This is a genomic window from Mesorhizobium sp. LSHC412B00 (assembly GCF_000503035.1).
Classification (GTDB): domain Bacteria; phylum Pseudomonadota; class Alphaproteobacteria; order Rhizobiales; family Rhizobiaceae; genus Mesorhizobium.
Map to the genome: position 1 here is coordinate 340,546 of NZ_AYWB01000004.1, position 13,241 is coordinate 353,786.

A 13,241-nucleotide genomic window follows, 5' to 3' on the forward strand; every position below is an offset into this window, starting at 1 on the left:
CCCGCTGCCATGCTGGACTCGACCCCTTGCCCGTGTATTGTTTCGGCAAATCGATACCGGGCGTGAGGAGACGTCCCTGATGTCGGTTTGTTGGTCCAAAAGGGAGGTTCTGCATGGATCGTCGTTCATTCATCCGCAAGGCCGGGGTCACCGGCGTGGGCGCAGCGGCGGCTGCCGCGACGCTAGCCGCACCGGCAATCGCCCAGTCCAATCCGAAAGTGACGTGGCGGCTGGCGTCATCTTTCCCCAAGTCACTCGATACGATCTATGGCGGCGCCGAAGTCTTCTCCAAGATGCTGTCTGAGGCGACGGACGGCAATTTCCAGGTCCAGGTCTTCGCCTCCGGCGAACTCGTACCCGGCCTGCAGGCCGCCGACGCCACCACGGCCGGCACCGTCGAGGCCTGCCACACGGTGTCATACTATTATTGGGGCAAGGACCCGACATGGGCGCTCGGTGCGGCGGTGCCGTTCTCGCTCAACGCGCGCGGCATGAATGCCTGGCACTATCATGGCGGCGGCATCGACCTGTTCAACGAGTTTCTCGCCACGCAAGGCCTGTTCGGCCTGCCCGGCGGCAACACCGGCGTGCAGATGGGCGGCTGGTTCCGCAAGGAGATCAACACCGTCGCCGATCTCTCCGGCCTCAAGATGCGCATCGGCGGCTTTGCCGGCAAAGTGGTCTCGAAGCTCGGCGTCGTACCGCAGCAGATCGCCGGTGGCGACATCTATCCGGCGCTGGAAAAAGGCACGATCGACGCCGCCGAATGGGTCGGCCCCTATGACGACGAGAAGCTCGGCTTCTACAAGGTCGCGCCCTATTACTACTATCCCGGCTGGTGGGAAGGCGGCCCGACCGTCCATCTCCTGTTCAACAAGGCGAAGTACGAAGAGCTTTCGCCGGCCTACAAGTCGCTGGTGCACACGGCCGCGCACGCGGCGGACGCCAACATGCTGCAGAAATACGACTACCTCAATCCTGCAGCAGTCAAGCGGCTGGTGGCCGGCGGCGCGAAATTGCGCCCGTTCAGCCAGGACATCATGGCCGCCTGTTTCGAGAAGGCCAATGAGGTCTACACCGAAATGGAAGCCACCAACGCACCGTTCAAGAAGATCTGGGACTCGATCAAGGGCTTCCGCAAGGAGCACTATCTGTGGGCGCAGGTGGCCGAGTACAATTACGACACCTTCATGATGGTCCAGCAGCGCAACGGCAAACTGTAGGCTGGGATCTGCCCCTTCTCCCCGTCACTATACGGGGAGAGGGGCGCGGTCATCGCCGTTTCGCCAATCGCCAACACCGCAGGACTGAGGCTGCCCTTCATTCCCTGCCCGGCACCACCAACACCTTGACCTCGCCGGGCGCTGCCGGGTTGGAGATAACCGAGGGGGCTCCGTCCAGGCCGACCTGTCTGGAGATGAGCTTGTCGATCTCGATTGCCCCGGACGCGACAAGGTCCGCCGCTCGCCCGTGGGTGAAGGGGTTGATGAACGAGCCGAGAACCTTCAGTTCGCGAAACAGGATGTCGAACGGTTCGAAGGGCACTTTCACGCCTTGCGGCATCACGCCGACGATCACCACCGTGCCGCCGGACTTCGCCAGCCGCATCGATTGTTCGACGGTATCGGGGACACCGGCGCATTCGAGCACCACGTCGGCCCCGCCGGGCACAAGGCCGGTTGGGCCGGCGATCGCCTCGATCGGGTCGACCGCGCTTGGGTCGACCGTCGCCGTTGCACCGAGCTCTTCGGCGAGCGCACGGCGGGAGGCCTGCCGCGTCGACAGGATGATGGTCGCCGCTCCTGCGAGCCTCGCCAATTGCACGGTAAGCAGGCCGATGACGCCGCCACCAAGCACCACCACGGCAGCGCCGGGTCTGATTCCGGCGAGGTCGACAGCGTGCAGGCAGCAGGCCAGCGGCTCGCAGAAGGCGCCATGCGTTGGCTTGAGGTTCGCAGGCAGAAGAAAGGCCTGGCTCTGCGGCATCACGACGTAGTCGGCGAAGCCGCCGTCGCGATGGATGCCGATGGCCCTGAGATTGCTGCACAGATTGACGCGGCCGGCTCGGCAATGACTGCAGCGTCCGCAGAAGATGTTGGGATCGCCGGTAACACGGTCACCGATGGCGATGCCGGAAACCGCGTCGCCGACAGCCTCGACGATGCCGCAGAATTCGTGACCAAGCGTCACCGGCGGGCTCGAAGGGAATTCGCCGTGGAGGAGGTGACGGTCGGTGCCGCAAACGCCGCAGGTTTCGACGCGCACCAGAACGTCCTGCGGTCCCGCAACAGGCTTGTCGACCTCCCGTAGCGCAATGCTGCCCACGGCTTCCAGGCGCACGGCTCTCATGACATCCTCACTCAGGTTCTCAGTGTTCACACATCAGTTGAAGTTCGGCGGCTGCGACAGGTCGGTCGCCGGCGCCGCCGGCTTGGCGGGCGGCGTCTCGCCGAAATTCGGCGGCTGCGAGAGATCGTTCGACAGTGGCGCCGCGGGTGATGGGCTACCGTTGGCTGGTGGTGGTGTGCCGAGAGGCGCAAGGCCTGGCATATCAGGCAAGTTGATCTCGATCGTTCCCGGATCGACGGCCGCACCCTTGTAGCGCATGACCATTTGCGGGAAGGCGATGGTCAGCCCGATCATGATCACCTGGATGCAGACGAAGGGCACGGCGCCCCAATAGATCTGGCCGGTGGTCACCGGCGCGATCTGCTTGCCGGTGAGGCGATCGAGATAGGGCACGCGCGCGGCGACAGAGCGCAGGTAGAACAGCGCAAAGCCGAAAGGCGGGTGCATGAAGGAGGTCTGCATGTTGACGCCGAGCAGCACGCCGAACCAGATCAGGTCGATGCCGAGCTTATCGGCTGCCGGCGCCAAAAGCGGCACGATGATGAAGGCGAGCTCGAAGAAATCGAGGAAGAAGGCGAGCACGAAGACCAGGATGTTGACGCCGATCAGGAAGCCGACTTCGCCGCCCGGCAGCGACGTCAACAAATGCTCGACCCAGACGTGGCCGTTGACGCCGTAGAAGGTCAGCGAGAACACCCGCGCGCCGATCAGGATGAACAGCACGAAGGAGGAAAGCCTGGTGGTCGACGCGAGCGCCTGTTTGATGACATCCAGCGACAACCGCCCCTTCATTGCCGCCATCGCCAGGGCGCCAACCGCGCCCATGGCGCCGCCCTCCGTCGGGGTGGCGATGCCGAGGAAGATGGTGCCCAGCACCAGGAAGATCAGCGCCAGAGGCGGGATCAAAACGATGATCACCTGCTGCGCCAACCTGGACATCATGTTGATGTTCAGGCCCTTGTCGGCGATCGCCACGATATAGATCAGGATCACCCCGATGCTGGCGCCAAGGATATCGGCATTGTCGCCATGCGCCGGCGCAAGGTAGCGATATGCCGCATAGGAAGCCGCGACTGCCACCAGCAGTGCCGCGAGCAGCGACAGCACGCCGTGGCCAAGCGTGCGGGCCGCCAGCGGCAACGCCGGCATCGAGTTCGGCCGGACGATCGACATGATCAGGATGTAGAGCGTGTAAAGGCCGGTCAGCACCAGGCCGGGGATCAGCGCGCCGGCATACATGTCGCCGACCGAACGGCCGAGCTGGTCGGCCAGAACGATCAGCACCAGCGACGGCGGGATGATCTGGGCGAGTGTGCCGGATGCGGCGATGACGCCCGACGCCAGTCGTCGGTCATAGCCGTAGCGCAGCATGATCGGCAGCGAGATCAGGCCCATGGCGATGACCGAAGCCGCGACCACGCCCGTGGTCGCGGCAAGCAGCGCACCGACGAAGATCACTGCATAGGCAAGGCCGCCGCGAACCGGGCCGAACAGCTGGCCGATCGTGTCGAGCAGGTCCTCGGCCATGCCCGATCGTTCCAGCACGATGCCCATGAAGGTGAAGAACGGGATTGCCAAGAGCGTGTCGTTCGACATCACCCGGCTGCCGTAGAAATTGTCGGGCAGCGCATGCAGCAGCGGCCACGCCAGGTTGATCGAGCCGCCCGAATAGGGCGACAGCACGACGCCGATGAAGAAGAACATCAGGCCGTTGGCGGCGAGCGAGAAAGCGACGGGGTAGCCGATCAGCAGGAAGATGATCAGCGAGGCGAACATGATCGGCGCCATGTTCTGGGCGATGAACTCGATCATGGGCGCGCCTCCTGGGCGAGCGCCTTGGCTTCTTCGGCAAGGGCTTTCGCCTCGAGCTCGGCCTGTTCGTGCACCGAGATGAACGGATTGGGATCGTCCATGTCGCCGCGCATGATGGCGATCTTCTTGATGATCTCGGAGATGCCCTGCAGCGCCAGCAGAAAGAAGCCGACGAGCAGGATCGCCTTGGCCGGCCAGATGATCAGGCCGCCGGAATTGTTCGACATTTCGCCGCTGCGGAACGACAGCGACACGTAGGGTACAAAATAGATCACCATCAGCGTCACAAACGGCATCAGGAAGAAGACATGGCCGAGCAGGTCGATCCAGTGCTGCACGCGGCGCGACCACATGCCGTAGACGATGTCGATGCGGATATGGTCGTTCTGTTTCAGCGTGTAGGCGGCGGCCAGCATGAAGGCGGCGCCGAACAGGTACCACTGCAGTTCCAGCCAGGCATTCGACGAGACGTCGAAGACCTTGCGGATGATGGCATTGGCGGCGCTGACCAGGATTGCCAGCAGGATCAGCCACGATATCCACCGGCCGATGAACTCGTTCATACGGTCGATCGTTCTGGATAGAGCGAGCAGCCCTGCCATGCATTTCCTCCCTGAGGTCGAAGGCGCGCCGGCTCCCCTATTTTCCGTCGCGCCGCTGTGGCCCAACGGTATGCCGTGCGTGGTTCGGCGGGTCAACATGGCATGGGCGCGATCAACGCCGTCGTGACGGGAGGCAGGGGATAAGTGCCGACCGGCTGCTGCGTCATGCAACCAAAGTCTGACAGCGGATGCGGCGATCAGGCGATCTTCTGCTGGTCGCGGCCAGGACCGATCAGCACAAGTGCCGCGACCAGGAACAGATACATCCAGCCATCGCGCCATTCGATCGGGAAATAGCCGGCCCATAGCGACTCCGTCATGCCGAAGGCGGCCGCACCGAGCGCGGCCCGAGGCGGAGAGAGATAGCCGCCCACCGCCGTCACGAACAGGATTTTCAGCCCGTAGACGAGGCCGGAGCCGAAGCTGACATTGCCGTAGTAAAGGGCGGCCATGATTCCGGCCAGCGCGGCGCAGAAACCGCCGAACAGCACCGCATGCCGGAACACTGCGCGCACGTCCACGCCGCACATGGCAGCCGCTTTGGGATCGTCGGAGACGGCGCGCCAACGGCGACCGAAGCCCGAGCGGGCAAACGCCCATGCAGCGAGCATGATCGCTGCCAGAACCACCGCGCAATCGATGAGCTGGATCAGCGTCAGCGTCGCCTGGAAGCCGGCATCCTGAGCGAAGACAACGGGTTGCGCCAGCATCGGCGGCAGCCACCAGTCATGCGTGTCGGCGGCGATACGGCTTGCTTCCGACAGCACGAGCAGGATGCCGAGCGTCGTCACCACAATGGCATTGGGCGTGCGGTCGGCCAGCGGTTCGAAGACGCTGCGCGACAGCACGTGGCCGATCAGCGCGGCATAAAGGAAAGCCGTGACGACGCCGAGCACTACTGCCGCCAGCAAGGTCAGCCACAATACCTGATAGCCGAAGGCCACGGTCAGGATCATCGTCTGGCCGCAAAAGGCGAACAGCGCGCCATAGGCGAGATTGGTCCGGTGCAGGATGCCGTTGGTCAGCACGTAGCCGAAGGCAAGCAGCGCATAGAGCGCGCCGGAATGCAGCCCGTTCAGCACCTGCTGGAAGAAATAGAGCATAGACAGCTTTCCGGGCGCCGGAGCCCGCGCCAAGGTTTGCATCGTAAATCTAACTTGTCAAACGCGATTTATCGGTTAGATTTCCGGCATGACGGTATCCTGGACCCCGCATCGCTTCACCGGCGGCATTCTTGCGCTCGATACGGCCAACACCGTGGTGTTGCGCAACGATCCGGAAAAGACCTTCGACCGTTTTGACGATCCGGCCGAGATCGCGCGCTTCGCCGATGCCGCAAGCGGCTTTCGCGGCGCCGAGCTTGGCGGCAGACCGCTGGAGGCGACCTCGCCGGACAGCATCGCGCCGGTGGTGCTGGCGATCCGCGAGACGACCGACCGCCTGTTTCGCGGCGCGGTGTCGAAAGGTGCGCTTGCCGCCGGCGACCTCGCCGCTTTTCTCAAGGCCTGCGCCAACGGCCTCGATCGGAGCCCTGCCGAAATCGGCGCACCGGGTAGACCGTTCGGCGATCCATCGACGCCGATCGCGTTCGAGGCGGCGCTGGCGGTTTCGGCCTTGTCGCTGCTGCGCGACGACACGGTCGCCAGGCTCAGGATCTGTCCCAATTGCAGCTGGCTGTTCGTCGACAGGAGCCGCAATTCCAGCCGCCTTTGGTGCGATATGGCTGTGTGCGGCAACCGCCAGAAAGCAAGCCGTCACTATCGCCGCCGCCGCACGGCGCCCCATGAGGTCAACAATGCCTAGGGTTGTTTTTCGTTCGATCCTTGTCGGTGCTGCGCTCATTGCAGCCGTTGCGCTTGGCGCCTGCCGCGACACCGGCGGCGACGGCAAGCTGTTCGAGGTTTCCGGCAAGGTCGTCGTCTTCAACTACCGTCTCGCCCGGGCGACCTATGTCGTGACGCTGCGGCCCCTGCAGCCGATGGGCGAAGGCCAGGTTGCGGTCGCCAGTTTCCAGAATCCGGCCGGCGGCCCTCCCCTGGTAGTCGAGCAGAAGGTCTGGCCGAAGCTCGACAAGGTCAGCCTGGAGAGCCCGGCGCTCACCTGCATCGTCAAGGACAAACCCTATGCGATCTCCATCAACATCAGGGGTCCTGACGGCACGTTCCTGCAGAAGATCGACACCACGCTGATGTCGAGCGAGGACCAGTCGATCCTTCCCGACCGGCCGCTGGTGGTCGACCAGCTCTATACGGCCAATCCCGATCTTGCCGGCCATCCCGACGGCAAGCTGCCGGGTGAGCCGAAGCCGGATTGCTCGAAAGGCTGACGCGTCTTTGCCCGGCGCGACTGCGTGGAAATTTTCGGTCGCCGGACAACCGCCGCGGACCGATTTCGTGCCGGATACGCGACGGCAGCGGATCGTTCGTTGCGCTTTGCCTGGCACTTTCGATTTCGTTTGACCTGCCTTGCAAGCGGAGAAAGACTGCGCCATCTCACTCCTACGTTGGCTGCGCGCCCCCGGTGCTGTCTCCGCAGAGGAAATGCCTGATGACGCTGCACGACGTCGCGCTCGACGACAAGTTCGATCTTGGTAAGGAGCGCATCTTCCTGTCCGGCGCACAGGCGGTCATCCGCATGCTTTTGATGCAACGCGAGCGCGACCGCCGGGCCGGCCTCAACACGGCCGGCTTCGTGTCCGGTTATCGCGGCTCGCCGCTCGGCGGCCTCGATATGCAGCTGTGGCGGGCGAAAAAGCAGCTGGCGCAGGCCGACATCGTCTTCCAGCCCGGCCTCAACGAGGAGCTTGCCGCCACCGCCTGCTGGGGCTCTCAGCAGACGGAATTGCTGGGCGAAGGCAAGCATGACGGGGTGTTTTCGGTCTGGTACGGCAAGGGACCGGGCGTCGACCGCTCCGGCGACGTTTTCCGCCACGCCAACCTCGCGGGATCGTCGAAGCATGGCGGCGTGCTTGCGCTGATGGGCGACGACCATATGGCCGAATCATCGACCAATGCGCACGCCACCGAATTCCTGTTCGTCGACACCATGGTGCCGATCCTCAATCCGGCCGGCGTTCAGGAGATCATCGACTACGGCCTCTACGGCTTTGCCATGTCGCGCTTCGCCGGCACCTGGGCGGCTATCAAATGCGTCAAGGACAACATCGAATCGACGGCCTCGGTCGATGCCGCGCTCGAGCGCCTGAACATCGTCGTGCCGGAGTTCGATATGCCGTCCGGTGGCCTCAACATCCGCGACGAGATCGACATGCTCGGACAGGAGGAGCGCCTGCATGAATACAAGCGCGCCGCTGCGTCCGCCTTCATCCATGCCAACGGCCTGAACCGCATCGTCTATTCGGGCGGCCGCGCGCCGAAGCTCGGTATCATCACGCTCGGCAAGAGCTATCTCGATGTCCGCCAAGCGCTGGAAGACATCGGCATCGACGAGGCCGCCGCCGGCCGCATCGGCATCCGCCTGTTCAAGGTCGGTTGCCCATGGCCGCTCGACCTGCAGCATATCGCCGAATTCGCCCGCGGCCTCGACACCATCGTCGTCGTCGAGGAGAAGCGCTCGCTGATCGAGGTGCAACTGCGCGAAAACCTCTACGGCACCGCCACCCAGCCGATGATCGTCGGCAAGAAGGACGAGCGCGGCGACTGGCTGTTCCCGGCCAAGGGCGCGCTCGACCCCAACGAGATCGCCATTGCGCTGGGCGAGCGCATCCTGCGCACAATCGGCCCTTCGGAAGAGATCACTGCCAAGGTGGCAAAGCTGCGCCAGTTCCAGGCGATGCTTGCCGACACCAGCGATATCGGTTCGCGCACGCCGTTCTTCTGCTCCGGCTGCCCGCACAATTCCTCGACCAAGGTGCCGGACGGCTCGATCGCCGCCGCCGGTATCGGCTGCCATTTCATGGCGCTGTGGATGGACCGCAACACGGTCGGCTTCACCGCCATGGGCGGCGAGGGCGCACAATGGGTCGGCCAGGCGCCATTCTCCAAGCGCGGCCACATTTTCCAGAATCTCGGCGACGGGACCTACAATCACTCCGGCACGCTGGCGATCCGCTTCGCGCTGTCGACCGATGCCAACATCACCTACAAGATCCTCTACAACGACGCCGTCGCCATGACCGGCGGCCAGCCGCATGAGGGCGGCCTGACTGTCGACATGATCGCCAGGCAGGTGCGCGCCGAAGGCGTCGAGCGCATCGCCATCGTCACCGACGAGCCGGACAAATATGCGGGGAAGGCCGAATTCCCCTCCGGCGCCACCATCCACCACCGCGACGACCTCGACCTCGTCCAGCGCGAGCTGCGCGACGTCAAGGGCGTCTCGGTGCTGCTCTACGACCAGACCTGCGCCGCCGAAAAGCGCCGCCGCCGCAAGCGCGGCACCTTCCCGGATCCCGACAAGCGGGTCTTCATCAACGAACTGGTCTGCGAGGGCTGCGGCGATTGCGGGGTGCAATCGAACTGCGTCTCGATCCAGCCGGTCGAAACCGAGTTCGGCCGCAAGCGCAGAATAGACCAGTCGAGCTGCAACAAGGACTTCTCCTGCGTCAACGGCTTCTGCCCGTCCTTCGTCACCGTGCACGGCGCCAAGATCAGGAAGGCCGAAGGCATTGCCGGGCGCTCCGACCCGCTTGACGGCGTGCCGGTGCCAGCCGAATTCCCGCTCGGTAGCGAGGGTTGGGCGGCGATCATCGACGGCGTCGGCGGCACCGGCGTCGTCACCATAGGTGCTGTGCTCGGTATGGCCGCCCATCTCGAGGACAAGGGCTGCGGCATGATTGACATGGCCGGCCTCGCCCAGAAGGGCGGTTCGGTGTTCACCCATGTCCGCATCGCCCGCACGCCGGACGACATCCACGCGATCCGCGTTTCGGCCGGCAAGGCCGACCTGGTACTCGGCTGCGACCTTGTCGTGTCCGGCGCCAAGAAGGTGCTTGGCGCGGTGCGCGAAGGCCATACCATCTTCCTCGCCAACACCGCCGAGATCATGCCCGGCGAATTCGCCCGTTCGGCCGATTTCTCGCTGCCGATCGAGCGCCTGAAGAAGGCGATCCGTGCTGCTGCCGGCGAAGACAAGACGCATTTCTTCGACGCCACGCGCACCGCCACCCAATTGTTCGGCAATTCGCTCGGCGCCAACATGTTCATGCTCGGCTTCGCTTTCCAGCATGGCGGGCTGCCGCTGTCGGCGCAAGCCGTTGAAAGAGCAATCGAATTGAACGGCGAGGCGGTGGCGATGAACATCGCCGCGTTCCGCTGGGGCCGGCGCGCCGCGCATCAGCCGGACTTTGTGCGCGGCCTCATCGCGCAGCCGGGCAAGGCCACTGAGATCGCCGAGACGCTGGACGATATCATCGCCCGCCGCGTCGCTTTCCTCTCTGCCTATCAGAATGCCGCCTATGGCAGGCGCTATGCCGAGAAGCTGGCGGTTTTGCGTGCTGCCGAGGCCAAGGCCGTGCCTGGCTCGACCGCGGTGACCGAGGCCGCCGCCAGAAACCTGTTCAAGCTGATGGCGATCAAGGACGAATATGAGGTGGCGCGGCTCTACACCGACGGCTCCTTCGCTATGGAGCTCTCAAAACAGTTCCAGAGCTACGACAAACTCGAATTTCATCTGGCGCCACCGATCATGGGCAGGCGCGGCAATGACGGCAAGCCGAGGAAATCGAGCTTCGGCCCGTGGATGATGAAGGGATTTCGCCTGCTGGCGGCGCTGAAAGGCCTGCGCGGCACGGCCTTCGACGTGTTCGGCTACAGCACTGAGCGGCGCATCGAGCGGCAGCTTCTGGCCCGCTATGAGGCCGATCTGGAGCTTGTCGCCAAGGCCCTTGCGCCAGGCAGGATCGAGGCCGCCATCGCCCTTGCCTCGGTGCCGGCGCTCATTCGCGGCTACGGCCATGTCAGGCAGGCCAGCGCCGAAAAGGCGGCGGATGAACGAAATCGCCTTCTTGAACGATTCAAGTTGCCGGTGCAGCCAAGCGCATTACAAGCCGCTGAGTAGCCAAAAGGGCCGGAAAAACAGGCCCTTCAGCGCGAGCTAAAGGTTTTTTAATGGGACTATGCCAAGGCTGTGGTTCAGTTGGGCGCCAGTAATGGGCAGAACAAAGACCGATAACATCCCTGTGGATGTTTATATCCAGTTTGTGCGCTCGTTGTTCGACAACGCGCATATGCTGGTCATTGGCGCGCTTTGCCACGCAACCGCCAGCCTTATGGTCTATTGGCGCAACGGCCAGCCTGTCTTCCTGGTTCTTGCCGGAGCACTGCTTGGCATCGGCGTTTGGCGGTATTTCAGCTTGCGGCGGTTCCATCGCCTAGGTGGTTCCATCCACGATGCCTTGGATGCGACACGATGGGAGCGCGAATATATCCTGAACGGCAGCATCCAGGGGCTGATGCTGGGCCTGTTCTGCTTCATTTCGATCTATGTCTACTCGGATGCGTATGCCGAGATCGCAGCGCTCGCCATAACGCTTGGCTCTCTGGTCACGGTCGTAGGCCGAAACTACGGCTCGCCCCGCATGGTCACGATCTTCGCGGTAACCTTCGTCGGGCCGATCGCAGCAGCCCTTATCCTCAGGTTTGACATCCCCAGTGTCGTGCTTGGGCTGCTCATCATCCCGTTCATGTTCATCATCAAGGGCAGTGCCGACCATGTGCGCAACGTGCTGTTCTCGGCCGTGGTCGGGCATAAGCAGGCGAGGCAAATCGCGCAGCGCTTCAACCGCGCACTCAACACCATGTCGCATGGCCTAGTCATGCTCGGACCCGACGGCAAGGTCGTGGTCGGCAATGCCGAAGCAGCGCATCTGATGTCGCTGCGCTCGCCCGACCAGCTGCTCGGGCGGTCGATCCATTCGCTGCTCCTGCGCGGCGTTGCGGGCGGCATGCTGGCGCCGAAAGACTGCCGCTATGTCGAAGCGCAGCTGACGCGCGCGTTGCGCGAAGGCCGTGACCGCAAGGTGCTGGTCTCCTTCTCCAATGGCCAGCACTACGAGTTCTCGGCCCGCGAGGGCAATCAGGACCTCGGCGTCATCACCTTCGAGGACGTCACCGCCCGCGTCGAGTCCGAAGAAAAGATCCGCTTCATGGCGCGCTATGACAGCCTCACCGGCCTACCGAACCGCGCCTATTTCCATGAGCTCGTCGGCGAGGCCATGGCGTCGGGCAGCCGCGACCGGCTGTGCGCGCTGGCGGTGCTCGATCTAGACGATTTCAAGAGCGTCAACGACACACTTGGCCATCCGGTCGGCGATGGGCTGATCTATGCCGTTGCCGAGCGACTGGCGGCCGTCGCCGGGCAAGGCGTCAATGTCAGCCGTTTCGGCGGCGACGAGTTCATGATCTTCTTCGACCGCGTCGAGGATGAAAGCCATCTGACGGGCCTGCTCGACCAGATCTTTGCCGATCTGCAGGGCGAAGTCGATGTCGCTGGTCACAGCCTGCGCATCCAGGCAAGCGCGGGCGCCGTGCTGTCCAGGGTCGAGGACACCGATGTCGACGCCATGATCGTCAAGGCCGATCTGGCGCTCTACAAGGCCAAGGAACTCGGCAAGAACAACTGGCGACTCTTCGAGGCGGCGATGGATGCGGCGTTCCGCAACCGCCAGATGATGAAGGCCGACCTGCGCACGGCTGTGGAGGGCAAGGCCTTGCGGGTGGTCTATCAGCCCATCGTGGCGATGAACACCATGCGCATCGCCAGCTGCGAGGCGCTGTGCCGCTGGGATCATCCCGACCTCGGGCCGGTTTCGCCCAGCGTCTTCATTCCGCTGGCCGAAGAAATGGGCATCATTTCCGAGATCAGCACCTTCGTGCTCGCGGCGGCCTGCGCTGAATGCGCCAAATGGCCCGCACAGACCAGCGTGTCGGTCAACCTTTCGGCCAAGGATTTCCGCAGCCGCGACGTCGTCCAGAAGGTTCGCGACGCGCTTGCCACTTCGGGGCTCGCCGCCGGCCGCCTCGAGATCGAAGTCACCGAAACCGCGCTGCTCGACGACAAATCGCTGACGCGCCAGTATATCGAGGAACTGAAGCAGCTTGGCGTGCGCATCGCGCTCGACGATTTCGGCACCGGCTATTCAAGCCTGAGCTACCTCCACAAGCTGCCGCTCGACAAGATCAAGATCGACCGTTCGTTCCTGATGGACGTGACCCAGAACAAGCGTTCGCTCGACTTGTTGAAGGGCATCGTGGATCTGACCCGCGTGCTCGGGCTGACCGTCACCATCGAAGGTGTGGAAACGTTCGAACAGCTGAAGATCCTGGTGCATTCGGTGAAACCCGACCTCGTCCAGGGCTTCCTCTTCGGCGCAGCTCTCAGCGCGTCCGGCATCGAAACGATGTCCAGTGTGACCTGGCCCTTCGCCGCGGAATTGCGGCCCGTCGCCAAACTCGCGACCACATGAAGCCCAACCTTTAAATCGCGCTTGGAAGCCGTCAAAAAAGCTGTGAATTGCCA

9 protein-coding genes are annotated in these 13,241 nt (G+C 63.7%); 5 read left to right on the forward strand and 4 right to left on the reverse strand.

All coding sequences use genetic code 11. The annotated features are described in order from the left end of the window. The first annotated feature begins 113 nt into the window (after positions 1 to 113). Positions 114 to 1,223, forward strand: a complete 1,110-nt coding sequence (locus X757_RS154290) for a TRAP transporter substrate-binding protein (protein WP_023725935.1) — start codon at positions 114 to 116, stop codon at positions 1,221 to 1,223. Between the two features lie 97 nt (positions 1,224 to 1,320). Here the strand turns inward: X757_RS154290 and X757_RS154285 are convergent, their stop codons facing one another. From X757_RS154285 to X757_RS154270, 4 genes are all read right to left on the reverse strand, one after another. Further along, positions 1,321 to 2,349, reverse strand: a complete 1,029-nt coding sequence (locus X757_RS154285) for a zinc-dependent alcohol dehydrogenase family protein (RefSeq protein WP_023725936.1) — start codon at positions 2,347 to 2,349, stop codon at positions 1,321 to 1,323. 33 nt (positions 2,350 to 2,382) lie between these two features. Then, on the reverse strand, positions 2,383 to 4,161 hold the full coding sequence (locus X757_RS154280) for a TRAP transporter large permease subunit (RefSeq protein WP_023725937.1): 1,779 nt from the start codon (positions 4,159 to 4,161) through the stop codon (positions 2,383 to 2,385). Next, positions 4,158 to 4,763: a TRAP transporter small permease subunit gene (locus X757_RS154275; RefSeq protein WP_023683517.1), complete on the reverse strand. Its 606-nt coding sequence runs from the start codon at positions 4,761 to 4,763 to the stop codon at positions 4,158 to 4,160. Before X757_RS154275 ends, X757_RS154280 begins: the two co-directional genes overlap by 4 nt. A 197-nt stretch (positions 4,764 to 4,960) precedes the next feature. Next, a complete protein-coding gene (locus tag X757_RS154270) occupies positions 4,961 to 5,866 on the reverse strand; it encodes a branched-chain amino acid ABC transporter permease (RefSeq protein WP_023725938.1) in 906 nt (301 codons plus the stop codon). Between the two features lie 88 nt (positions 5,867 to 5,954). Between X757_RS154270 and X757_RS154265 the strand changes: the two genes are divergently transcribed. The 4 genes from X757_RS154265 to X757_RS154250 all read left to right on the forward strand — a co-directional run bounded on the left by X757_RS154265 (position 5,955) and on the right by X757_RS154250 (position 13,188). Further along, on the forward strand, positions 5,955 to 6,566 hold the full coding sequence (locus X757_RS154265; protein ID WP_023725939.1) for a CGNR zinc finger domain-containing protein: 612 nt from the start codon (positions 5,955 to 5,957) through the stop codon (positions 6,564 to 6,566). Beyond that, entirely contained in the window at positions 6,559 to 7,089 is a 531-nt protein-coding gene (locus tag X757_RS154260; protein WP_023725940.1) for a hypothetical protein, read from the forward strand. Before X757_RS154265 ends, X757_RS154260 begins: the two co-directional genes overlap by 8 nt. Before the next feature lie 221 nt (positions 7,090 to 7,310). Next, positions 7,311 to 10,781, forward strand: a complete 3,471-nt coding sequence (locus tag X757_RS154255) for an indolepyruvate ferredoxin oxidoreductase family protein (protein ID WP_023725941.1) — start codon at positions 7,311 to 7,313, stop codon at positions 10,779 to 10,781. A 91-nt stretch (positions 10,782 to 10,872) separates the two neighbouring features. Continuing rightward, positions 10,873 to 13,188, forward strand: a complete 2,316-nt coding sequence (locus tag X757_RS154250) for a bifunctional diguanylate cyclase/phosphodiesterase (protein ID WP_023725942.1) — start codon at positions 10,873 to 10,875, stop codon at positions 13,186 to 13,188. Positions 13,189 to 13,241: the final 53 nt, after the last annotated feature.

Coding starts and splice junctions, on each gene's coding strand:
- X757_RS154255 (WP_023725941.1), top strand. CDS start 7,311: ATGACGCTGCACGACGTCGCGCTCGACGACAAGTTCGATCTTGGTAAG.
- X757_RS154260 (WP_023725940.1), top strand. CDS start 6,559: ATGCCTAGGGTTGTTTTTCGTTCGATCCTTGTCGGTGCTGCGCTCATT.
- X757_RS154290 (WP_023725935.1), top strand. CDS start 114: ATGGATCGTCGTTCATTCATCCGCAAGGCCGGGGTCACCGGCGTGGGC.
- X757_RS154280 (WP_023725937.1), bottom strand. CDS start 4,161: ATGATCGAGTTCATCGCCCAGAACATGGCGCCGATCATGTTCGCCTCG.
- X757_RS154250 (WP_023725942.1), top strand. CDS start 10,873: ATGGGCAGAACAAAGACCGATAACATCCCTGTGGATGTTTATATCCAG.
- X757_RS154270 (WP_023725938.1), bottom strand. CDS start 5,866: ATGCTCTATTTCTTCCAGCAGGTGCTGAACGGGCTGCATTCCGGCGCG.
- X757_RS154265 (WP_023725939.1), top strand. CDS start 5,955: ATGACGGTATCCTGGACCCCGCATCGCTTCACCGGCGGCATTCTTGCG.
- X757_RS154275 (WP_023683517.1), bottom strand. CDS start 4,763: ATGGCAGGGCTGCTCGCTCTATCCAGAACGATCGACCGTATGAACGAG.
- X757_RS154285 (WP_023725936.1), bottom strand. CDS start 2,349: ATGAGAGCCGTGCGCCTGGAAGCCGTGGGCAGCATTGCGCTACGGGAG.